Origin of the sequence: Hyphomicrobium sp. LHD-15 (assembly GCF_031157355.1) — a bacterium.
GTDB lineage: Bacteria > Pseudomonadota > Alphaproteobacteria > Rhizobiales > Hyphomicrobiaceae > Hyphomicrobium_C.
In genome coordinates this window covers 290261-313420 of the sequence record NZ_JAVIFT010000004.1, presented here as the reverse complement: position 1 = coordinate 313420, position 23160 = coordinate 290261, and the positions used below count along the sequence as shown (strand labels likewise).

Annotated in this window: 21 protein-coding genes; 19 read left to right on the top strand and 2 right to left on the bottom strand. The window is 63.3% G+C overall.

Annotated features, from left to right (window positions below; translation table 11 throughout):
- The 15 genes from exbB to RCO24_RS14750 all read left to right on the top strand — a co-directional run.
- Window positions 1-928 (top strand): tonB-system energizer ExbB (gene exbB / locus RCO24_RS14820; protein ID WP_308963200.1); only part of this gene is annotated, 928 nt, incomplete at its 5' end.
- Window positions 929-947: 19 nt separating this feature from the next.
- Entirely contained in the window at window positions 948-1439 is a 492-nt protein-coding gene (gene exbD / locus RCO24_RS14815) for a TonB system transport protein ExbD (RefSeq protein ID WP_308963198.1), read from the top strand.
- A complete protein-coding gene (locus RCO24_RS14810; protein ID WP_308963196.1) occupies window positions 1436-2239 on the top strand; it encodes an energy transducer TonB in 804 nt (267 codons plus the stop codon). Before exbD ends, RCO24_RS14810 begins: the two co-directional genes overlap by 4 nt.
- 288 nt (window positions 2240-2527) lie before the next feature.
- Complete coding sequence (locus RCO24_RS14805) at window positions 2528-3328, top strand: tetratricopeptide repeat protein (RefSeq protein WP_308963194.1); 801 nt, start codon at window positions 2528-2530, stop codon at window positions 3326-3328.
- On the top strand, window positions 3325-3978 hold the full coding sequence (locus RCO24_RS14800; RefSeq protein ID WP_308963192.1) for a PepSY-associated TM helix domain-containing protein: 654 nt from the start codon (window positions 3325-3327) through the stop codon (window positions 3976-3978). Before RCO24_RS14805 ends, RCO24_RS14800 begins: the two co-directional genes overlap by 4 nt.
- Window positions 3979-4042: 64 nt before the next feature.
- Window positions 4043-4555 carry a DUF2271 domain-containing protein gene (locus RCO24_RS14795; RefSeq protein ID WP_308963190.1) on the top strand — a complete coding sequence of 171 codons (513 nt, stop codon included), beginning with the start codon at window positions 4043-4045 and terminating at the stop codon, window positions 4553-4555.
- A 21-nt stretch (window positions 4556-4576) separates the two neighbouring features.
- Window positions 4577-5383, top strand: coding sequence for a DUF4198 domain-containing protein (locus tag RCO24_RS14790; protein ID WP_308963188.1), 807 nt, complete (start codon window positions 4577-4579; stop codon window positions 5381-5383).
- Entirely contained in the window at window positions 5380-6441 is a 1062-nt protein-coding gene (locus RCO24_RS14785; RefSeq protein WP_308963186.1) for an FAD:protein FMN transferase, read from the top strand. Before RCO24_RS14790 ends, RCO24_RS14785 begins: the two co-directional genes overlap by 4 nt.
- A 118-nt stretch (window positions 6442-6559) precedes the next feature.
- Window positions 6560-6949 carry a hypothetical protein gene (locus RCO24_RS14780; protein WP_308963184.1) on the top strand — a complete coding sequence of 130 codons (390 nt, stop codon included), beginning with the start codon at window positions 6560-6562 and terminating at the stop codon, window positions 6947-6949.
- 265 nt (window positions 6950-7214) lie between these two features.
- Window positions 7215-8939 carry an HlyD family efflux transporter periplasmic adaptor subunit gene (locus RCO24_RS14775; RefSeq protein WP_308963183.1) on the top strand — a complete coding sequence of 575 codons (1725 nt, stop codon included), beginning with the start codon at window positions 7215-7217 and terminating at the stop codon, window positions 8937-8939.
- A 24-nt stretch (window positions 8940-8963) separates the two neighbouring features.
- On the top strand, window positions 8964-12098 hold the full coding sequence (locus tag RCO24_RS14770) for an efflux RND transporter permease subunit (protein ID WP_308963182.1): 3135 nt from the start codon (window positions 8964-8966) through the stop codon (window positions 12096-12098).
- 26 nt (window positions 12099-12124) lie between these two features.
- A complete protein-coding gene (locus RCO24_RS14765) occupies window positions 12125-12526 on the top strand; it encodes a hypothetical protein (RefSeq protein ID WP_308963180.1) in 402 nt (133 codons plus the stop codon).
- Window positions 12527-13055: 529 nt separating this feature from the next.
- Window positions 13056-14882, top strand: coding sequence for an AsmA family protein (locus tag RCO24_RS14760; RefSeq protein ID WP_308963178.1), 1827 nt, complete (start codon window positions 13056-13058; stop codon window positions 14880-14882).
- Window positions 14883-14966: 84 nt separating this feature from the next.
- Window positions 14967-15779: a HesA/MoeB/ThiF family protein gene (locus RCO24_RS14755; protein WP_308963177.1), complete on the top strand. Its 813-nt coding sequence runs from the start codon at window positions 14967-14969 to the stop codon at window positions 15777-15779.
- Between the two features lie 57 nt (window positions 15780-15836).
- A complete protein-coding gene (locus RCO24_RS14750) occupies window positions 15837-17054 on the top strand; it encodes a site-2 protease family protein (RefSeq protein ID WP_308963176.1) in 1218 nt (405 codons plus the stop codon).
- Window positions 17055-17251: 197 nt separating this feature from the next.
- Here RCO24_RS14750 and RCO24_RS14745 read toward each other — a convergent pair whose 3' ends face one another.
- Window positions 17252-18250, bottom strand: a complete 999-nt coding sequence (locus RCO24_RS14745) for a D-glycerate dehydrogenase (protein WP_308963174.1) — start codon at window positions 18248-18250, stop codon at window positions 17252-17254.
- Window positions 18251-18646: 396 nt separating this feature from the next.
- On the opposite strand from RCO24_RS14745, the gene RCO24_RS14740 reads away from it, so the two are divergent.
- Window positions 18647-19195, top strand: coding sequence for an SH3 domain-containing protein (locus tag RCO24_RS14740; RefSeq protein ID WP_308963172.1), 549 nt, complete (start codon window positions 18647-18649; stop codon window positions 19193-19195).
- 121 nt (window positions 19196-19316) lie between these two features.
- Here the strand turns inward: RCO24_RS14740 and irrA are convergent, their stop codons facing one another.
- Window positions 19317-19721: an iron response transcriptional regulator IrrA gene (irrA, locus tag RCO24_RS14735; RefSeq protein WP_308963207.1), complete on the bottom strand. Its 405-nt coding sequence runs from the start codon at window positions 19719-19721 to the stop codon at window positions 19317-19319.
- Between the two features lie 429 nt (window positions 19722-20150).
- Between irrA and fabA the strand changes: the two genes are divergently transcribed.
- From fabA to fabI, 3 genes are all read left to right on the top strand, one after another.
- Window positions 20151-20687 carry a 3-hydroxyacyl-[acyl-carrier-protein] dehydratase FabA gene (gene fabA / locus RCO24_RS14730; protein ID WP_308963171.1) on the top strand — a complete coding sequence of 179 codons (537 nt, stop codon included), beginning with the start codon at window positions 20151-20153 and terminating at the stop codon, window positions 20685-20687.
- A gap of 221 nt (window positions 20688-20908) precedes the next feature.
- A complete protein-coding gene (fabB, locus tag RCO24_RS14725) occupies window positions 20909-22141 on the top strand; it encodes a beta-ketoacyl-ACP synthase I (RefSeq protein WP_308963169.1) in 1233 nt (410 codons plus the stop codon).
- A 127-nt stretch (window positions 22142-22268) separates the two neighbouring features.
- Complete coding sequence (gene fabI, locus RCO24_RS14720; RefSeq protein ID WP_308963167.1) at window positions 22269-23138, top strand: enoyl-ACP reductase FabI; 870 nt, start codon at window positions 22269-22271, stop codon at window positions 23136-23138.
- The last annotated feature ends 22 nt before the right edge of the window (window positions 23139-23160 follow it).

Here is a 23160-nt window from a genome sequence, read left to right as displayed (position 1 = left end):
GGCCCCGCCCGCCGCAACGGCTCAGCCGGCCGAGGCCGCGCCGCCGGTCCAGGCCGATGCCCCTGCCGCATCAACGCCTGCTGCCCCCGCGGCCGCAACTGCCCCAACTCCGGCGCCAGGCTCGACCGATCTCGCCCAGCCGACGGCGATCGCTCCAGCGGTTCCGGGCGTGCCGGCAGATGCCGCACCTGCGGTTGCTCCCGCCCCAGTGGCGCAATCGACGGAGAATCCGCACCTCCCGCATGATCTGTCGCCGTGGAACATGTTCATGTCGGCCGACATCGTCGTTAAGGCGGTGATGATCGGCCTCGCCTTTGCGTCGGTCGTGACGTGGACGGTATGGCTCGCCAAATCTCTGGAGCTGACTTGGGCAAAGCGGCGTCTGACGCGCGGCTTCTCCGATATCAACGCTTCGTCGAGTCTGGCGGAAGCGGCTCAGCGGCTGGGTGACAAGAAGGGCGTCGTCTCGGGCTTGATCGACATGGCGATCATCGAGCTGCGCCTTTCGGCCGATGTTCCCGACAAGGCCGGTATCAAGGAGCGCGTGGGCTCGCGCCTCGACGGGCTGGTTGCAGCGGCGGGCCGCGACATGAACCGTGGCACCGGCGTGTTGGCCACCATCGGTTCGACCTCGCCGTTCGTCGGCCTGTTCGGAACCGTCTGGGGCATCATGAACAGCTTCATCGGCATTTCGGAATCGCAGACGACCAATCTCGCGATCGTCGCTCCCGGCATCGCCGAGGCCTTGCTCGCCACCGCCATCGGCCTTGTGGCCGCGATTCCAGCCGTCATTATCTACAACCACTTTTCACGCCAGATCGGAGGGTATAAGGCGTTGATCGCTGAAGCCTCCGCCGAGGTGATGCGCCTCGTTTCGCGTGATCTCGATCGCGGATTCAAGGTCAAAGCGGCGCGCGCTGCAGAATAAGAGCCGAGTGAGGTGAACCATGGCTGGACGTCTCGACGACGGCAGCGACGACTTGGCCGAAAACCACGAGATCAACGTCACGCCGTTCATCGACGTGATGCTCGTGCTTCTGATCATCTTCATGGTGGCGGCGCCGCTGTCGACGGTCGACATTCCGGTCGATCTTCCGGTTGCCAGCGCCAAGCCGCAGCCGCGCCCCAACAAGCCGCTGTTCCTCACCATCAAGTCTGATCTTTCGCTTGCGCTCGGCAACGACGCGATCGCAAGCCCGCAGCTTGCTGGCTCGCTTGACGCCGCCACGAACTCCGACCGTCAGCAGCGCATCTTCTTGAGGGCGGACAAAACCGTGCCCTACGGCGAGGTCATGCGCGTGATGAACCTGCTCCGTGCAGCCGGCTATCTGAAGGTCGCGATGGTCGGGCTGGAAGAGGCGCCGCCTCCCCCCGTTCCCGGCGGCGCGCCCGCTGCCGCTGCACCGCAGGCCCAGCCCGGAACCGCTCCCACTCCATGATCACCGCATTCGACATTCTCGAGCCCTCGTGGCGTCGCTGGCGCAGATGGGCCGGCGCCGGAATGTTGGTGCTGGCCTTGCATGTCGGCGGCGCAGCCGCCGCGCTCTGGCAGTGGGAAGAAGCGGAAGTCGATACCGAGCCCGAAGGCGCGATGCTGCTCGAGCTCGCGCCTATGGCCGTCTCGTCGCCCGACCCACCCGAGATGCTCGCGATCGGTCCCAAGAGTGACGAAGCCCCCGAGGTCGCGCCGGTTGAAGAGGTGAAAGAGGTCAAGCCGGAGGAGGAACTGCCCCAGCTTGAAGAAGCCCCCCTCGTGAAAGAGCCGGAGGTTGCGCTCGAGAAGGTGAAGCCGATCGAGGAAGAAGAAAAGCCCGAGGAAGAAAAGAAAGAGCAGGAGCGCGTTCAGGCGCAAAGCGCATCGATCGCCGCGGCGCCCCCGCCCATCGAGGCCGCAGCTGTCGGGCCAAAGCCGGCGGCCCCTCTGCAAGGTAACTCCAGGAAGCCCAATCAAGCCGAAGTTTCCTGGCAGAAGGCGCTTCATCTGCACATCAGCAAGCACAAGCGCTATCCGTCTCAAGCGCGGGAGAAGCGTGTTCAGGGAGTCGTGACGGTCAGTTTCTCGATCGATGGCGCCGGACACGTGACGAACGTAAAGGTCCTGAAAGGCTCGGGCTCGCCGCTCCTCGACGAAGAGGCTGTCGAAATCCTGCAGCGCGCTGCCCCGCTCCCGGCGCCGCCGGATCAGGCGCTGGAAACGGCGCGCAACCTGTCGCTGCCCATTCAGTTCAACATTCGCTGAAGCGTGTTCGAGCGCCCGGCGCTTTTCTGGTCGCGGACTGTTGGTCAGACCGCTTCGACAAACAAACGAGAGTGCGCCTACGGTGTGCGGCTTTTCTGTATTTCCACTGAGGGGATGTCCGAGAGGACCGCGCGCCTTCGGATGTTCGAATATACTTGATTAAACTGGTCGTATATTGCTGATTGGCGCGGCCGAATAGGCGGTCACCAACAGCCGAGGCGCGCTTCGAATTGGGGCAGTGCTTTGACCGAAGGCCAAAGCAGAGATCAGACGGGAAGCGAACCGTTCATGAAGGGCGCGGATGTCAGAGTAGACGACGACTTCGAGCTCTCAGTCGCCGAGGGCGTTCGCTTCCAGACGCTGTATGTGCGCGTGCTCGAGCCCGAGCGTGATGTGCCGTCCGCCGAAATCCCATCCGAAGACTTGCGCAAGCTGGCTGTCGAAGGATCGGTCGACGCGCAGATCGGCTGGGCTCGCAGATTGCTGCATGGCCACGGCGCAGAGCATGATCCCGAAGCCGCGCTCCGCTGGTTCAAGATGGCCGCGCGTAGCGGCGATGCCGAAGCCCTCAACATGGTCGGGCGTTGCTTCGAGCTGGGATGGGGCGTCGCCCCGGATCTGGTTGAGGCGGCGGATTGGTATCGCCGGGCCGCAAATAAAAACCACGCCTGGGGCGAATTCAATCTCGCCAATCTCTACGCGCAAGGGCTTGGAGTGCCTTACGACGAGAACGCGGCCCTGACCCTTCTGGTCCGTTCGGCCCGCCGCGGAAACGCCAAGGCAATGAACATGATCGGCCGCTACCGCGAAGCCAAGGCCGCCGACCGAAGGCCGGGTTCGCCCTTCCACTGGTACCGCTGGGCCGCCCAACGCGGATGTTTCCGCGGGCAGTTTCGCCATGGCTGCCATCTTGTGACAACTGGCCGCGTCATCGACGGATTGAGCTGGCTCCGTACGTCCTTCAGCCAGGCACCGGGCCATTTCCGCCAGGAAGCGTTGGACGCCCTGCAGCAGGACGCGCATCCGGCCCTTCGGGAGTTCGCGCGGGAACAAGTGCTATCGGGCGGCGAGCAGGGACCATCCACGTGAACGTCAACGTCCGCGATCTGTCGGCCGAAAAGACCGCGAAAGCGAACCGCCGTGCGCAATGGATGCGCCAGCTCCGGCAATGGCACTGGATCAGCGGGGCCGTGAGCCTCGTTTCGATGCTGCTGTTTTCCGTGACGGGCATCACGCTGAACCATTCGTCGCTGATCGAGGCCAAGCCCGAGGTGACGACGCGCGACGCGAAGATCGGCGCTTCCGCCATCGAAGCGTTGACGAAGGCGCCACGCACCGGACGTGCGCCGCTCCCTTCTGACATTGCGGGCGAGGTCACGCGTGCGGTCGGCGTGGAGGTCGCGGGCCGTGAGGCGGAATGGTCCGATGGCGAGGCTTACGTCGCCCTCCCGCGCCCCGGCGGCGATGCCTGGGTTTCGATCGATCGCGAGAGCGGAGCCGTCACCTACGAGATCACCGACCGCGGTTGGATTTCCTACCTGAACGATCTCCACAAGGGCCGCCACACGGGCTCGGCATGGAGCCTGTTCATCGATCTGTTCGCGCTGGCGAGCGTCGTGTTCTGCGTCACCGGCCTGCTGTTGCTGCAGATGTACGCGAAGGGTCGCCCCTCCACCTGGCCAGTCGTCGGCCTGGGCTTGGGAATTCCGGTTCTACTCGCGATTTTCTTGATTCACTGAAGTGCGCGCGGAAAGAGGGAACGTTTTTCGCGCGCAAGCACGACCAATCGAAACGAGGGTATTGATGCGCATTCTTCTGTCGTTCGGCCTCACGGGGCTTGTTGCGGCCCCGGCCTTTGCGGCCGATCTCGAAATCTCGATCGAGATCCCCAAGCTCGACGTTGCCGAATATCACAAGCCGTACGTCGCGATCTGGCTTGAGCGACCGGACCAGAGCGTCGCCGCCAATCTCGCGGTCTGGTACGACGTCGCCAACAAGAAACAGGAAGGCGACAAGTGGCTGAAGGATCTGCGCCAGTGGTGGCGCCGCGCCGGCCGCAACGTGACGGTTCCCGCCGATGGACTGACGAGCGCCACGCGCGCACCCGGTGCCCACGCGATCAAGTTCGAGGACAGCCACGCCGCACTGAAGGCGCTCGCTCCCGGCGAGTATCAGCTCATCGTCGAGGCGGCCCGCGAAGTCGGCGGCCGTGAGGTCGTGAAAATTCCGCTGCAATGGCCGCCCGAGAAGGGAGCCGCCCTCAACGCCAAGGGCGAGCATGAACTCGGCACCGTCGCCGTCACCGTAAAGCCCTGATCCGATCGAGGAGATCCACTCATGAAGACGCTCATTCGCGCAGCCGCTGCGCTCGCCCTCGTCATTCCCGTCTCGGCGCACGCTCATCGCGCCTGGCTGCTGCCGTCTGCGACGGTCCTTTCCGGTAAGGATCCGGCCGTCACGATTGATGCGGCCGTCTCGAACGATCTCTTCTATTTCGAGCATCAGCCGATGCGGCTCGATGGTCTCGTGGTTACGGCCCCCGACGGCTCCAAGATCGAGCCTGAGAATGCCAGCACCGGCAAGTATCGCAGCACGTTTGATCTCTCGTTGAAGGCGCCGGGCACCTATCGCATTGCCTTGGTCGGCAACAATCTGTTTGCGCGCTACAAGGAGAACGGCGAGCAGAAGCGCTGGCGCGGCAAGCCAGAAAATCTGGCGAAAGAAATTCCGGCTTCCGCAACGGATGTCGTCGTCACCCACGCGCAGCGCCGCTTGGAGACGTTCGTCACGTCCGGCAATCCCGATGAGGCGGCGTTGAAGCCGGTCGGCAAGGGGCTCGAGATGCAGCCGATCACCCATCCGACCGATCTGGTCGCGGGCGACGAGGCCGAATTCAAGCTTCTGCTTGACGGCCAGCCGGCTCCGAACGTCGAGGTCGAGATCGTTCGCGGCGGCATCCGCTATCGCAATCAGCTCGGCGAGATCAAGGTCTCGACCGATAAGGATGGCGTATTCAAGTACAAGTGGCCGGAAGCCGGCATGTACTGGCTCGAGGCGAGCGTCAGCGACGACAAGGCGGAATTCAAGGAAGCCAAGGAACGCCGCGCAAGCTACGCCGCGACGCTCGAAGTGTTGCCGGAGTGAAGCAAGCGGAGCGGGAAAAGCTTCCGCCTCCTGCGCACGACGAGCGGCGCGTGTTCATTCCGGAGCGGATCGCCGTCCCTCCGTCGTTTGCGGCGCTCCGCGTGTTGTCGATCGAGCATCTTGGCGGCAAGACCATGGGCACCTCGTGGTCCGCCAAGGTGGCGCTTCCACGCGGCGCCGACGTAGCGAGCCTCAACCGTGGCATCGAGGCCGTGCTTGCAGGCGTCGTGGCGGAGATGAGCCCGTGGGAGCCAAGCTCCGCCCTCTCGCGCTTCAACGCGGCGCCGGGCGGAACCTGGCATCTTTTGCCGGACGGCTTCTTCAAAGTGCTTTCTGCAGCGTTGCATTGGGCGGAGCGAACCGGCGGCGCCTACGATCCGACCATTGGCGCGCTCGTCGATCTGTGGGGCTTCGGCCCGGCGGCCGTTGCAGCCGGTTTACCGAAACCGGACGCAGTGAACGCAGCCCAAGCGTCGAGCGGCTGGCAACGCGTAAAGTGTGACGTCGAAGCCCGGCGCGTATTTCAGCCCGGTCAATTGCAGCTCGATCTTTGCGCCATCGCGAAGGGATTTGCGGTGGATGAGGTCGTGCGCTTCTTGCGGAAAAGCGGTGTCGCGAACCTGCTCGTTGAGATCGGCGGGGAGTTGCGCGGCGAAGGCGTCAAGCCGGACGGCTCGCCCTGGTGGGTGGCGCTTGAGACGCCGCGCGCAAGTCAGTTCACCAGCGCCCAACCGCTCGATGCCGTGCTTGCACTCAACGGCATCTCGGTTGCGACGTCCGGCGACGAGCAGCGCTACTTCGATCGCGACGGGCGCCGTTACGCACACACCATCGATCCGCGCACCGGCCATCCCGTTGCGCACGATCTCGTATCCGTCACCGTCGTCGCCGAGGATTGCATGACGGCGGACGTGCTCGCGACCGCGCTCACGGTGTTTGGCCCTGAGCAGGGGCCGGTATTCGCCGCCGAGAACGGCGTGGCTGCCCGTTTCGTGCGCCTTGATGGCGAACGGCTTGTTGAATGCCTCACTCCCGCCATGGCTGTGATGTTGAATTGATCGGTTCGATGAATATGTGATGGGGAGCGCTGAGGCCGTATTGGTCTTGACGGCTCTCGAATCTTTCGGTTTTCCTTAGGCGATGATCGGCACAACGCGCCAGTTCCTGCGAATTTTCATGGTTGCTGTGGCACTCTGCGCCAGCAGCCTAAGCGGGTATTCGGCTGTGCTCGAAGCCTTTGAGACCCATACGCACGGCCCTATGGGCGCGCATGTGCACCACGCCAACGACGGCGTGAGCGTCACCTCTGCCGATCACGCCGGCCACGACCACGTCGATCAATCGGCCGATACCTGCGAAGGCGTGAGCTGCGAAGAACCGGCGAAGTCGGCCAGCCACTGCGCCTATATGCATACGCATTGCTGCGCCTCGTTGGCTGTCCCAGCTGGCGATTGCGGCTTCAAGCTCGGCTTTGTGCCGGGTTTGATCCAGCCCGAACGGGCCTCGCATCTTCCGCTTGGCCAGCTCGCCACCCCGCTTTTCCGTCCCCCGCGCGCCTCGGCCTGATCCTGACCTTCCCTCTGCGTTTGGCGCTGAGAGAAGGATCGTGATCGGCATCCGATAGGCGCAAGCGCGCGGGATTTTCTGTAGGCGATCCTTTTGCTGGATTGTCCGCAATCCGCCACCTGTCCTGCTTCCATCGATGCTGCTCGAGAGCCCGGTCGTCCGAGGTGTCGGCGGTACGTCCCCATCCGCATCCTGTTCGATCGGTCTCCGTGACAAGGGCGAAGCGCGCCGCTGCGCACGCTCGCAAGTCTACGAGGCTCGAAGCATGTTCAGACTTAGCACTCTCATTTTTTGCCTGTTCATATCCGCTGGCGTGGTCCAGGCAGGTCCGGGCCATGACCACGGCCCTGAACCGGCTGCCGCTGCTGCCGCCCCGGCTGTTCCGCGGGTCGTCGCCGAAGGCTCGCAGCTCGAACTCGTGGCGACAGCGACGGGCCATGCGCTGACCATTTACCTCGATCGGATCGCCACCAACGAGCCGGTCGACGGCGCCAGCATCGAGGTTTCTGGTGAAGGCATTGCGCCGGTGAAGGCGAAGCCGTCCGGCCCCGGCACCTACACGCTCGAAGCGGAATGGCTCGACGAGCCCGGCAGCAAAGCGCTGACCTTTGTCGTCGAGGCGAACGGCGAAATGGATCTGCTCGCAGGCGTGCTCGTCGTCGCGTCCGCGGCCGATGCCGACCACGGCGCGGTGTCGGTCTCGTCAGGCCCGTTGGCACGTCCCGAGCTGTGGCTGCTGGCTCTCACGATTGGTCTCGGCGGTTTCTTCCTGGCGTTTGCCTTCCGCCCCGTACGCATTCCGCCGGACGATCCGCCGAAAGCCGCAGCACCTCCCGCGCCTGCAAGGCCGGCCATCGTGGAAGTCCTCAAGAACGCTGCCGAAATCGTCCTTATTGCCCTGCTCGTTGCCTCCGCCATGCCGCGGACTGCTGTCGCGCATGAGGGGCACGATCACGGCGACGAAGCTGCGCCCGCCCTTCCCGGCGGCAGTGCGCCTGTGAAGCAGCCGAACGGCGAGGTCTTTCTGCCCAAGGCCTCGCAGCGCCTGCTCCATGTGCGAACCGTGCCTGCCGCGACTGAGACGGCGCAGACCGGCACCGAACTGGTCGGCACCGTCATCGCTGATCCCGCGCACGAAGGCCGCGTCCAGGCTCCCATGGAAGGCCAGATCGAGCTGGCGGCCGGAGAGCTGTCGTACGTCGGCAAGTCCGTGAAAGAAGGCGACATCCTGGCGCTCCTCGCGCCTGCCATGCCCGTCTACGAGCGCGGCACGCTCGCTCAGGTAACGGCCGACGTCGAAGGCAAGCTGCGTATCGCCGAGCAAAAGCTCGCCCGCTTGGAGCGCATCTCGGGTGACTACATTCCCCAGCGTGAGATCGACGACACCAGGACGGAGATCGAGAGCTTGCGTACGCAGAAGCGTGTGCTCGAGCCAAAGAACGAGGAGCGTCTGCAATTGAAGGCGCCTGTTTCCGGCATCATATCCGTCGCCAACGTCCGCGCCGGGCAAGTCGTGTCCGCGCGCGATACGCTGTTCGAAATCGTCGATCCGAAAAAGATCTGGATCGAGGCGATCGGCATTCCCGGAACCGACGACGCAGGCAAGGTCTCGTCCGCGTCCGCCGTCGATGCTGAAGGGCACAAAATTCCGCTGACCTACATCGGCCGCGCCCCCGCGCTTCGGCAGCAAGCGCTCCCGCTCCTGTTCAAGGTTGAGGATCCCCACGAGTCGCTCTCCATCGGTGTCACCGTGAAGGTGCTGGTGCAGCACGGAACGCCCGTCGAAGGCTTCATCGTGCCGGATGCCGCTGTGGTCCGCGCGACGAACGGCCTGCCCCAGGTTTGGGTCAAGGTGGCGCCCGAGCGGTTTGCCGCGCGTCCCGTTCGCATTGCGCCGCTGGATGGCGACCGCGTCGTCGTGATCGCCGGCCTCGCGGCAGGCGATCGCGTCGTCGTCGAGGCCGCCGAGCTCATCAACCAGGTTCGCTAAGTCGAGCGAAGAAAGGAGGCGACAATGTTTAATGCCATTGTCCGCGCGAGCTTGGCGAACAGGCTGTTCATTCTCGTTGCTGCCGTGGCCATGAGTGCCTACGGCTTGCTGACGCTGTCCCGTCTTCCGGTCGATGTCTTCCCCGATCTCAACCGGCCCACCGTGACTTTGATGGCCGAGGTGGAAGGCCTCGCTCCCGAGGAGGTCGAGCAGCTCGTAACCTTCCCGATCGAGACCGCCATGAACGGCATGCCGGGCGTATCGCGCGTGCGTTCGGTGTCCGGTGTGGGTCTGTCGATCGTCTACATCGAGTTCGATTGGTCCGCGGAGATCTATCTGGCGCGCCAGCAGGTGGCTGAGCGTCTGCAGCTCGTGCGCGAACAGATGCCGCCGGGTGTGACCGCGCAAATGGGGCCGATCTCCTCGGTGATGGGTGAGATCATGCTGATTGCCATGTCTGCCGAGACGGGCGCATCCGGCAGCAAGGCCGACCCGATGACGCTGCGCGAGATCGCCGATTTCACCGTGCGCCCGCAGCTGTTGACGGTGCCCGGTGTCTCGCAGGTCATTCCCATCGGAGGCGAGGTGCGCCAGTACCGCGTCGTTCCCGATCCGCGCCGCATGGCCGGTCTCGACATCGGCTTCGAAGCCATCGAGCAGGCGATCAAGTCCTTCGGCGTCAACACCGGCGGCGGTTTCGTCGACCAGAAGACGCGCGAATTCCTGATCCGTAACATCGGCCGGTCTTCTCGCATCGAGGATCTGCGAAATCTCGTCGTCGCCTATCGCAGCGGACAGGCCGTGACGCTGAGCCAGGTCGCGAGCGTGGACTTCGCCGCCCGCGCCAAGCGCGGTGACGCCGGTTTCAACGGCAAGCCTGCCGTCATTCTCGGCGTCCAGAAACAGCCGGCCGCCGACACCGTCACCATCACGCGCGAGATCGAACGCATGCTGCCGGAGCTGCAACGCGTGATGCCGGAAGGCGTCCGTGTGACGGATATCCAGTTTCGCCAGGCCACATTCATCGAGTCGTCGATTGACAACGTGAAGCGCGTGCTCGTCGAAGCGCTTGTCGTGGTGGCGGTCGTGTTGTTCGTGTTCCTGCTCAATTGGCAAACGACCTTCATCTCGCTTCTCGCCATTCCGCTCTCGGTATTGACCAGCGTCATCGTGTTCGAAGCTATGGGGCTCTCGATCAACACCATGACGCTGGGTGGTCTTGCCATCGCGATCGGTGCCCTGGTCGACGATGCGGTGGTAGACGTCGAGAACATCTATCGAAGGCTTGGTCTTCACCGCGCGGCCGGCGGTCGCGATATCCGCTCGACCGAGGAGGTCGTCGCCGACGCCTCAATCGAGGTTCGGAGCGGCATCCTCTATGCCACCGCCATTATCGTTCTGGTGTTTCTGCCGCTCTTCGCGCTGTCCGGCATCGAAGGCCGCTTGTTCGCGCCACTCGGCATCGCCTTCATTGTCTCGATCGTGGCGAGCCTGCTCGTCTCCATGACCGTGACGCCCGTGCTCGCCTATTGGCTGATCCCGCGTATGAAGCATCTGGCCGAGCATGAAAGCCCGATCGTCCGTGTATTGAAGCGCTGGCAGCGGCGCGGCCTGGCCTGGTGTTTCGACCGGCCGGCGTTCGTGGTCGGCATGCCGGTCGTGGCCGTGGCGGCGGCTGTCGTCGCGGGGACCTATCTGCCCCGCGCGTTTCTGCCTGCCTTCAACGAAGGCACGGTGTTGGTCAGCGTCATCCTGCAGCCCGGCATCAGCCTTGCGGAATCCGATCGCATCGGCAGGCTGGCGGAGAACATCGTAGCGGAGGTGCCCGAGGTGCACTCGCTTGGTCGCCGCACCGGCCGTGCCGAACTCGATGAGCACGCGGAGGGCGTCCACAACAGTGAGCTCGACGTGGATCTGCGGCGCTCCGAAAGAAGCCGCGAGGAGGTGCTGGCGGATATCCGCTCGCGCCTGTCGGTGTTGCCGGCGTCCATTACTGTTGGTCAGCCGATCGCGCATCGCCTCGATCATATGCTGTCCGGCGTGCGGGCCCAGATCGCACTCAAGATCTACGGCGACGACTACGATGCGCTCCGGGCCCTCGCCGCGGATCTCGAAACCCGGATGCGCCGCATCCCGGGCATCGTCGATCTTCAAACCGAAAAGCAGGTGCGCATTCCAGAGCTTCAGGTTCGCATCGATTATGAGAAGGCCAAGCGCTACGGCCTGAACCCGAGCACGATCACCGAGTCTCTCGAAACGCTTTCGAACGGCCGCGTCGTGTCTCAGGTGATCGATCAGCAGAAGCGCTTCGATGTGGTCTTGCGTCTGTCGGATGCTGATCGCACCACGCGCGCCTTGGGCGAGATGCTCATCGAGAGCCCGGCGGGACGTATTCCGTTGAGCAACGTCGCCGAGGTCATCGAGACAGACGGGCCGAACCAGATCCTGCGTGAGAACAGCAGGCGCCGCATCGCCGTGCTCGCCAACACGGATGGATCGGACATGGCGCGGATCGTGGAGAACATTCGCACCGAGATCGCAAGCGCGCCGCTTCCGCAAGGCTACTTCACGCGCCTGGAAGGCCAGTTCCAAGCCCAGGAGGAGGCCTCGCGGTTGATCGCGATGCTGTCGCTGGCGTCGCTCGCAATGATTTTCCTGGTGCTCTACACGCGCTACCGGTCGACAGCGCTTGCGCTCATCATCATGGGCAATGTGCCCTTGGCTCTGATCGGCAGCGTCGCCGCGCTGTGGATCGCGGGACAGCCGTTCTCGGTCGCAAGCGCCATCGGCTTCATCACGCTGGCCGGCATCGCGACCCGCAACGGCATCCTGAAGATCAGCCACTACATCAACCTGACGCTGTTCGAAGGTGAACGCTTCGGCCGCGAGCTGGTGATGCGTGGAACCTTGGAGCGCCTGACACCCGTCTTGATGACCGCGCTTGCCGCGGGCATCGCGTTGCTGCCGCTGATGATCGGCGCCGACGAGCCCGGCAAGGAGATCCTGCATCCGGTCGCCATCACGATTTTTGGCGGCCTGTTCTCCGCCACGTTGCTCGACGCCTTCCTCACCCCGGTTTTGTTCCTGCTCTTCGGAAAGAAGCCGCTGGAGCGGCTGATGGCCGAGCGGGACACCTCCGTTCACGCCGAAGCATTTTGATACGTCCAACCAAGAAGGAGCATGAGATGACAAAGCGAATTTTGCTGGCGCTGGGAGCGATCGCACTTGGTGCGAGCTTCGCACTGGCCGGTGAGGGGCACGATCATGGCAAGACCCATGATCACGGTGCCAAGCACGGCGGCATCGTCGCGCACAACGGTCACCACCACCTCGAGCTCGTGGCCAAGGGCGGCACGCTTGAAGTTTATGTGACGCATGAGGACGGTGATGCGGAGGACACGAACGGCGCCAAGGCGTCCGCGACGGTTCTGGCAGACGGCAAGACGGAACGCGTCGCCCTTGAGCCAGTCGGCGGCAATGGCTTCAAGGGAAGCGGCAACTTCAATGCAGGAAAGGGCACGACCGTCGTGGTGTCGTTGACCATGCCGGGCCACGACACGGAGCAGATCCGCTTCAAAATTGATTAAGCGCAAATTGGGGCCGCGTTCGCGCGGCCCCAACCCCAAAAAAAATCACCTCTCGATGTGCCGCAGTGACTAGTCTCGCGGCAATGTCCGCACCCATTCTGTGCATTCTGTCCGGATGCGTCTTACGCGGCGTCTTGAAAAGCTGCGTTGCAAAAAAAATCTGGCGCGCGCGAAGGACGCGGGATTGAAGTGCGCTCATCTTGAGCAGATCCCGCACAAATGGGCCTGTGCCCTCGAAAAGGCCCAATTTCAGGGTGTTTTCTGATGCTGCGCTTGGCCGCGAGAGCTTCGCCGCCCCTTCGCGCTAGCAATATTCATTGCCCGGAATATCCAATTTTTTGGGGGCGAGGCCCTATGCATCTGAAGATATGAATTTTTCTGCGCATCTGTTGGTCAATCGCCGTCCGATGACGTATTGCACACGGCCATCGCCTTCCGCTAAGTAAGAGGGCCCACAGATCGGAGACCCCGATCGTCCGGCTCGCCAGTCACGACCTCTACAAACCTCATAGCGCGGAACAGCGGCTGTATGACCGCCAGAGCTGACAAGCGTCGCCCGCTGGTTGCTGCGATCCTATCGATCGCTGCGATCGGAGCCGCCCTGGTTGCACCGGTGGTGATCGGCGCGCGCAGGGGCGAGCCGATCCCGGGATCGACGGTGCGCGCGGCATCGGGCGAAACCGTTTCGATCACCAAGCCGATGACGCTCTTCTCGTCACCCGCCGTGACGCTCAGCGAAGGCACCGTTGCGCTCGTCGGTCCGGGCGCCGGCGAAAGCCGGGTCGGTGCCGTATTGCGCGCGCTTGTCCTCGGCGGCGGAGCCGATATCGTGCTCGATCGCACCAAGCTCACGGTCGACCGCACGAGCGCGACCACCGCTCCGCAACAGGCGATCGATGCGGCAAGCGAAACCGGCCACGAGGTTTTGGGCTCCATCGTTTCGGCTCTGTCGAATTTCAAATTTCGCAGCCTCGCGTTGTTGGACAGCACGATCGTTCTCAACACGGTGCAAGGCACGGCCGAGACATTGTCGAACGTCAACGTCGAGGTCGCCACCGACAGGCACGGAGTGGTGACGGCAAAGGGCCGTATCGAATATCGGAGCGAACCGCTCGACATCGACATCGCCTTTACGCCTCCTCCCGAGAAAGCTGCCGATGCGCCGGTTCACGTGCGCGCCAGCATCAAGGGCAATCACATCTTGGCGTCGTTCAACGGCCGTATCGCGCCGGGCGATCGCGGGCAGATCTCCGCGCAGAATGCGGAGCTGTCGATTTCGGATCTGCGCAGCGCCGCCAGGTGGCTTGGCGCCGATTGGCCGGTCGGGCCGGGTCTTGGCGCGTTCTCGGCCAAGGGTCATCTGACGCTCGATGACCGGTCGATTGCGTTCGAGCACGCTCAGTTCGCCCTCGATGGCAACAGCGCGACCGGGGCTCTCGCCGTCACGCTGAAGCCCGAGCGCCCGTCGATCGAGGGCACCCTCGCTTTCGCGACATTCGATCTCGCGCCCTATTTCGCACCGTCCCGGCCCTATGCGCTCGCATTGGCCTCCGATTGGCTGTCCGGTCTCAAGGTTCCGGGCTTCGCCGCGCCGTCGCTGCTTCGGGAGATCGACGCGGACGTGCGCATTTCCGCCGGCAACGTCGTGAGCGGCTCCGACCGCCTCGGGCGCTGCGCGGCAAGCCTCTCCGTCAAGAATGGAAAGCTCTACGGCGAGATTGCAGAGCTTGACCTCGAACAGGGCGGAACGGGCGAGGGGCAATTCACCGTCGATATGACAGGCGACGAAGCCGCCTATACCGTGCGCGCGCACCTCGACGACATCGACTTTGGAACACTCGCGAGCTTGCGGGCAGGCCCCGCCGTCCTCGACGGTACCGGAGATCTCACCCTCGATCTCAACGCTCACGGCACCAGCGAGGGAGATATCGCGCGCTCGCTCGCCGGAACGGTTTCGTTGGATATTCCCGATAGCGGCCGCCTCGGCATCGATCTCGACGTGTTGCCCAAGGCGATCGACGCCAAAACCCCGCCTGAGGGCTGGGGGCCCGTGGCGGCAGGAACCACGGCCGTAAACCAGCTCAACGCCCGATTTACAGCTGCAAATGGCGTTTTGACCGCCGGCCAGGTGAAAGCCCAGGCTGGAGATCGCGCGGTCGACGTGACGGGAACGATCGATATCGACAAGAGCGTTGTTGATCTCGTACTCTCGATCGCGAACGCACCGGGCGCCGCGAGTACGGCGAAACCAATCGGTGCGTTTAAGGTGCAAGGACCGTGGTCCGCGCCGTCCGTCACCGCAGCCGAGCCCGGAAAGGCTGCACGGAGCACGGTCTCCGCGTCCGACCCGGGCTAGTCCGCCTGAAGGCCTTGTCCGAGCCGGAAACGGATCTCCATGAGGCGAGGCGAAGCGGCCATTGCTCGAGAAAGCGAACCTGCTATGGCGCTCTCGCCAGAGGAAATCCAGCGCTACAAGCGCCACCTCCTGCTGCACGATATCGGCGGACAAGGCCAGGCGAGCCTCAAGGCGGCGCGCGTTCTGGTTGTCGGCGCGGGTGGGCTCGGCAGCCCCGTGCTGCTTTATCTGGCGGCGGCAGGCGTCGGCACCCTCGGCATCATCGACGACGATCGGGTCTCGCTCGACAACCTGCAGCGGCAAGTCGTGCACACGACCGAGAGCGTCGGAGTTTCCAAGGTTGAAAGTGCGCGCCAAACGATTGCGCGTCTCAACCCGCACGTTGTGGTCGAAGCTCACGATTTTCGGCTCGATGCCACGAACGCGCGCGATCTGATCTCGCGCTACGACATCGTCGCCGACGGCTCCGACAACTTCGCGACCCGCTATCTCGTCTCCGACGCGTGCTACTTCGCCGGCCGGACGCTCGTCCACGCCGCGGTTGGTCCGTTCGATGGGTATCTGACGACGCTGAAGCCGTTCGCGCGCGGGGACGACGGAACACCATACCCGAGCTACCGCTGCATTTTCCCGGAAGCGCCACCTCCGGGCACTGTTCCCAATTGCTCCGAAGTGGGCGTCCTGGGGTCGGTCGTGGGCGTCATCGGCACGCTCCAGGCCACAGAGGTCATCAAGGAGATCACCGGCGCCGGCGAAAGCTTGGCGGGTCGCCTCATGCTCTACGACGCCAAGGAGCCGCGTTTCGAGACCGTCCGCGTCGCCTGGGATCCGGACAATCCGCTGACCGGCCTCAATCCTACCATCCTGGATGTTACTGTTCCCGCCGAAACAGAATGATCGCGCACGCTCTGGCATGACCTTGCAATTGAGACTTGAGCAAGAGAGCTGCGAGCGATGACGCTGATCGCCGACGTCATTCACATCCTGTACTTTCTGCTTTGCGGCTTGTTCGACGCCCTCTTGGGCCGCCGTCGCAAGAGCTATGTCACCGAAGTCGAGATCAACGCGCCGGTCGATACGGTCTGGGATGCGGCCTCGTCCCACGCGATCGTGTTCGAGGGCCCACCCCGGATCGAGATCACCACCTCGCTGCGTGAAGGCACCACCGACGTCTACGAAGGCAACATCAACTTCGGCGAGCGCACCGTTGCGATGGCCTACCGCGAGGTCGAGTTGCGGCCGCGCGAAGCGCTCCTGATCGAGGTGTTAAAGGAAGGCAGCGGCCCCGGTGTCGCGCCTGGCGAGGATTTTTTCGTCGCTTGCAAATTCAACGCCGAGCCGCACGGGACGCGCCTGACGACGGTACACGAGCTGACCCACGACAATTTCGTCGGACGGTTGACGATTCCATTGGGTGCGCGCTTCAACGCCCGCCGCTTACGGGATCACTGCGAGGCCCTGGCGGGATCCGCCGGGCAACGTGGGGGCGGCAAGCTCGGCGCAGGCCTCGTAACGGGCGCACTGACCTACGCCAGCTTCACGTACCTCTTCGATTGGCAGTTCGCCGCGCTCTTGCTCGCCCTCCTCGTCATCCACGAGGCCGGTCACGCGGTGGCTATGCGTTGGGTCGGATTGCCGGTCCAGGGCGTCTATTTTATTCCGTTTTTCGGCGGCGTCGCGGTTGCGGCCGCCCCGCACCGAACCGAAGCCGAGCGCGGCTTCGTCGCGCTGATGGGGCCGGGCTTCAGCTTGCTCTCGACCGGCCTGTTCCTCGTCGCCGGCTATTTGACCGGCGAACCGCTCTTCCAGCATTTGGCGTTTCTCAGCGCCATATTGAACGGGTTCAATCTCGCACCGGTCCTGCCGCTCGACGGCGGGCACGTGGTCGACTCGGCGCTGTCGAGTTCGGATCCCGAGTTCACGGCCATCATCAACATCCTGGCGCTTTTCGTCGGGATCGGCGCCTCGGTCTACTTCGAATGGTACATGCTGACGGCGCTGTTGCTGATCACCGCGCCGTGGCTGTTCAAATCCGCGAAGCGGCCGCGCCGCGCAGAACCCATTACCGAGGCAAGTCGCAACTGGCTCGTCGCCGGATATTTGGCGACGGTCGGGTTCTATGTCGCGATCGTCACCCACTACATGACGGCTGGCCTCGCGCCGCTCTCGTGAGAGCGGCGCCCGTCGCGTCTTCGGATTGAAGTGGGAGCGGTTTTCTAGACCATGATCGCTTCAGGCCCTACCAGCCTGAAGCGTGAATCATCGGTCTCACTAAGGTGACAATGATCGCTTCAGGCCTTATCAGCCTGAAGCGTGAATCATTGGTCTCATCAAAAGACTAGAGCGTGATTGCGAAAAGCAATCATGCCTTAGAACATCGCCGGGTGAACCTTGTCGGGCGGCGCATGCCCGTCGAGGAACGCCTTGATGTTGATGATCACCTTCTCGCCCATGTCGATACGACCTTCGATGGTCGCCGAGCTCATGTGCGGCAGCGCTACGACGCGCTCGGAGGCGAGCAGCTTGGGATTGATCGCCGGTTCATGCTCGAACACGTCGAGCCCGGCGCCCGCGATCGAGCCCGCCTCGATCAGGCGTGCAAGCTCGTTCTCGTCGATCACCTCGCCGCGCGCGGTGTTGACGATGTAAGCGGTCGGCTTCAGGAGCTTGAGGCGACGCGCCGACAGCAGATGATAGGTCGCCGGCGTGTGCGGGCAGTTGACGGAGACGATGTCCATCCGCGTCAGCATCTGGTCGAGGCTTTCCCAGTAGGTTGCCTCTAGATCCTGCTCGATCGCCGTCGAGACGCGCTTGCGGTTGTGGTAGTGGATCTGCAAGCCGAAGGCCTTCGCGCGCTGGGCGACGGCCTGGCCGATACGGCCCATGCCGACGATCCCGAGCCGCTTTCCGAAAATGCGGTTGCCAAGCATCCAGGTCGGCGACCAGCCGGCCCACCGCGTCTTGGGGTCCTTGAGGAAGGCGGCGCCTTCCGGCAGCCGGCGCGGCACGGCGAGGATCAGCGCCATCGTCATGTCGGCGGTATCTTCGGTCAGCACGCCCGGTGTGTTGGTCACGGTGATCGCGCGGTTGCGGGCGGTATCGAGGTCGATGTTGTCGACGCCGGTACCGAAGTTCGCGATCAGCCGAAGTTGCGGCCCCGCTTGGGAAATCACGGCCCGGTCGATGCGGTCGGTGACGGTCGGCACCAACACGTCGGCGACTTTGACGGCTTCCGCGAGCTGGCTTTGCGTCAACGGCTTGTCGTCGGTATTGAGCCGCGCATCGAACAGCTCGCGCATGCGGGTTTCGACCACATCCGGCAGTTTGCGCGTGACGATGACGACTGGTTTCTTGACAGGGCTGGGCATATCTCTTCCACCGGCGGCATGGAGCATTTTCCGACGAAGCGAACGGGGGTCCGCCGAGTAAAATGCGACAGATAGAGGGTTTAGGCTCTGAGGACTTTCTTTGCGGGCATCGCGTAGGTTGAACAAACTCTAAAACAAGGATTTAGAGCACGTTTGCACCACGATCCAATTCTATGCAAAGCGAACGTTCTCTAGGATCAGGCAGTGTCTAACAGAAGGTTGCGGCCGTGACAAAGTGATGGATCGTCCGGATTTCGGCCAACCGCCCCCATTTGGCGGGGCCGGGGCGATAATCCGGCCGATTCGGGCGCTTGGGGGCCGTGATCTGGCGTGAAACGGCGATACGGTCCGAACGGGCGGGTTTACCTGTTCGAAGCAGGATGTGCGGGAGCGGAGATGCGATTGAGCTGGCGAGCCGCCGCGAGGTTGGCGGCATTTCCTCTATGTGGGGTTTGGGCGGGGGCCGCGATCGCACAGGCGCCGGGCAAGGCCGGGACGTCCGAGAGCGGACTGCCAATCCCTCGTTTTGTCAGTCTGAAATCGGACCGCGTGAACCTGCGCGCAGGTCCGGGAACCGACTATCCGACCTCGTGGGTTTACCGCCGAGCCGGTCTGCCGGTCGAGGTTCTGAGTGAATTCGAAGGCTGGCGCCAGGTTCGTGACGCTGAGGGCGCGACCGGATGGGTGCTGCAATCGCTGCTGTCGGGGCGGCGCACCGCCCTCGTGACGCCGTGGGACGTGAAGGCGGGTAAGCCTTCGCCTCAAGTCCCGGTTCGAAACGACGATAGCGACGGCTCCCGCGCAGTGGTGAACGTGGAGGCCGGCGTGATTGCGAATATCCATGGCTGCGACGGCCGCTGGTGCCGCGTCTCGATCGACCGTTTCCGGGGATACATGCCGCAGAATCAGCTCTGGGGCGTCTACGAGAACGAAGTGGTGAAATAGGCGGACGGAAGCGGGCGGACGTCTGCGCCGCGACTGCGCGCGGGTTTCGACAAACAAAAAACGCGCAGCGATGCTGCGCGTTTGAATGAGTGCCGCTGCTTGGCAGCTCAGCCCTCGGAACTCAGCCCTTGGGGACTAGGCGCACCACGACGTCGATGTGGCTTACCATCATGCCTTCCGGCGGCTCCGGCAAACCGTCGACCCGGATCGAGTCACCCGGGATGTCCATCAGCTCGCCGTCCGCTTCGATGAAGAAGTGGTTGTGGTTCGAGGTGTTGGTATCGAAATACGCCTTGCCGCCGTCGATCGCGAGCTCGCGCAGCAATCCGGCGCCGGTGAACTGGTGCAGCGTGTTGTAGACCGTTGCCAGCGAAACCTGTTCGCCCAACGCGAGCGCCTCGGCGTGCAGCATCTCGGCCGAAACGTGCCGGTCTTCTCCCCCGAACAGCAGTTCGCCGAGCGCGACGCGCTGGCGCGTCGGACGCAGGCCCGCTTCTCGCAGGCGTTCGGCAATGGCCGATTGCATCGGCGCCAGATTGCTGTCTGCCGTGGCATCGCTGTTCTGGTCGTCAAAGACGTCGTCGTTCATGGAAAGCGCCAAACCCAATAAGCTCCAGTGACCGCGCCCTTGGGCCTGATCATGACGGGAGCCAGATTCTCTCAAGTACGTCAGTATAGAATCAGCGCTCGCGGATCGCAAGTCGGCTCAAGGCTCTGTTTTGAAGGTCCTTTCTGGATCGTTTCTAGGTTTTTGGCCCGCCGCGGGTCGGGTCGGGCACCGCCTGCCCTCCACTGGACAATACGTCACCTTTTCCATGCGCTCCCTTGACGGTGCCTCTGATTATCGTTTGAACGTCAGTCGGATGTGCTAGGACAACGCGGCTCGGAGCGGTTCCGGAAGTGTCGCGCAGGGGCGTTGTCGATAAAAACTGTCACAGAGGGATAGAGCCGATCAATGGCCGAGCGCCGTTTTAGCTATGATTTCGAGGATTTGTTGGCGTGCGGACGGGGCGAGCTGTTCGGTCCTGGCAACGCACAATTGCCGCTTCCCCCCATGTTGATGTTCGACCGCATCTCACATATCTCCGAAAAACAAGGAGCCCACGACAAGGGCCAGATCGTTGCCGAGCTTGCCGTCGAGGGCAATGAGCGGCTCGATTGGTTTTTCAAATGCCATTTCCAGGGCGATCCGGTGATGCCCGGATGCTTGGGACTGGATGCGCTCTGGCAGCTGACCGGCTTCTTTCTGGGCTGGCTCGGCGCACCAGGCCGGGGTCGCGCTCTGGGCGTCGGAGAGGTAAAATTCACCGGCATGGTCCTCCCGACGGTCAAGAAGGTCGAGTATGTCGTGGACCTGAAGCGGGTCATTCTGCGCCGCCTGAAGCTTGCGATTGCAGATGGAACCCTGAAGGCGGACGGCCAGGTCATCTATACGGCGACCGACCTGCGCGTCGGCCTTTTCGAGGCGGGTGAAGCGCCGGCCGCCGGATAAACCAAATTATCGTATAAAACGGTGGTCTGGAGTGCTTCCGAAAAGAAGCACGACGAACGAATAAGCTAAGTGCTTCAGGAAAAGTGGGAACCGGGTCATGGCGAAGCCATGCAGGGGACCAAGTCCGATAAGAAGCACGACAAACGAAAGAACTAGAGTTGCTCTGCGCCTCCGAAGAGAGGGCGGACCACTCTGGAGCGCGGGCGAGGAAGGGGTTGTCGATGAGACGAGTAGTCGTCACCGGCATGGGGATCGTGTCTTCCATTGGAAACACGACCCAAGAGGTGCTCGCGTCGTTGCGCGAAGGCAAATCTGGCATTGTTCGCGCCGAGAAATATGCCGAGCTTGGTTTCCGTTGCCAGGTGCACGGCGATCCGCAGCTTGATTGGGAAGCCCAGGTTCCGCGCAAGCCGAAGCGCTTCATGGAAGCCGGCGTCGGCTGGAACTACATCGCGATGGATCAGGCGATCCGCGATTCAGGGCTCGAACCCGGCGAGGTCGTCAACGAGCGCACCGGCATCATCATGGGCTCGGGCGGCCCCTCGACGCGCGCCATCGTTTGGGCGGCCGATACCGCTCGCGAGAAAGATCCCAAGAAGGTCGGCCCCTTCGAGGTTCCGAAAGGCATGTGCTCCGGTCCCTCCGCGGCGCTTGCAACGAGCTTCCAGATCAAGGGCGTCAACTACTCGATTTCGTCGGCCTGTTCGACGTCGGCCCACTGCATCGGCAACGCCGCCGAGATGATCCAGTGGGGCAAGCAGGATGTGATGTTTGCCGGCGGTTGCGAGGAGCTGGACTGGACGCTGTCCGTTCTGTTCGACGCCATGGGCGCCATGTCCTCGCGCTACAACGACACGCCGGCAACGGCCAGCCGCGCCTACGACAAAAACCGCGACGGGTTCGTGATTGCGGGCGGCGCCGGTGTTCTGGTGTTGGAAGAGCTTGAGCGCGCGAAGGCGCGCGGCGCCAAGATCTACGGTGAGATCGTGGGCTACGCCGCGACCTCGGACGGCTTCGATATGGTTGCCCCATCAGGCGAGGGCGCGGCCCGTTGCATGCGCCTTGCGATGAAGGGCTTCGACGACAAGGGCATCGGCCCCGTCGACTACATCAATCCGCACGCGACCGCGACGCCGGTTGGCGACTTGAAGGAGATCGAGGCCATCCGCGAGGTGTTCGCCGGCCAGGAAATTCCAAAAATTTCAGCCACCAAGTCACTTTCGGGACATTCGTTGGGGGCTATCGGGGTGCAGGAAAGCATCTTCTCGTTGCTTATGATGAACAACGGGTTCATTTGCGAGAGCGCCAATATCGAGGAGCTGGATCCCGCGTTCGAGGATATGCCGATCGTTCGCAGCCGTATCGACAACACTGAGCTTAACTGTGTCATGTCGAACAGCTTCGGATTCGGCGGAACAAATGCAACTCTGGCGTTCCGCCGCTATAATGGCTGAATTCTTGCACGGGTTCGCGCCATAGGGGCATCACGCCCTTAAGGACGATCCGAGCATGAGAGTATATAAAAATGGGCGCGGCTGGTTTGAGATCGGCCGCAAATTTGGTGCGAGTGCGAGGACGTCGATGGCCGATTTTGATGTTGCGAAACCTGGTCCGCTCTTGGCTGGCAAGCGTGGCTTGGTTATGGGCGTTGCGAATGACCGCTCGATCGCCTGGGGCATCGCGCGCGTTCTGGCTGGGCAAGGTGCCAAGCTCGCCTTCACCTATCAGGGTGACGCATTCGGCCGCCGCGCTATTCCGCTGGCCCAGTCGGTCAACTCGGAGATCATCGTCCCCTGTGACGTGTCCGATCTCGCCAGCGTCGATGCCGTCTTCGAAGAGATCAAGAACAAGTGGGGCACGATCGACTTCGTCGTCCACGCGCTTGCCTTCTCCGATCGCCGCGAGCTTGCTGGCCGCTACGCCGACACGACGCGCGATAACTTCACCAACACGATGGTCATCTCCTGCTTCTCGTTCACCGAGATCGCAAAGCGTGCGGCGGCCGTCATGCCGAACGGCGGCTCGCTTCTGACGCTGAGCTACGGCGGCGCGACGCGCTGGGTGCCGTCCTATAACGTCATGGGCGTCGCCAAGGCCGCGCTCGAGGCGAGCGTTCGCTATCTCGCCGCGGACTTCGGGACGCAGGGCATTCGCGTCAACGCGCTCTCGGCTGGTGTCATGCGCACGCTGGCTGGTGCCGGCGTGTCGGATGCCCGCGTGATCTTCAACTATCAGCGCGATCATGCACCGCTCCGTCGGACGCCGACGCTCGACGAGATCGGCGGCGCGGCGCTTTATCTGCTTTCGCCGCTGTCGGGTGCGGTCACTGGCGAAGTTCATTTCGTCGACTGCGGCTACAATACAGTCGCGATGCCGACGCTCGATGCGCTCAAGGCAGCGGATCAGGAAACCACTGCCGTCGGTCGCTCGCCATCCGAGGCTGCGGAATAAGCGATACAAAATCGGGGAGCGA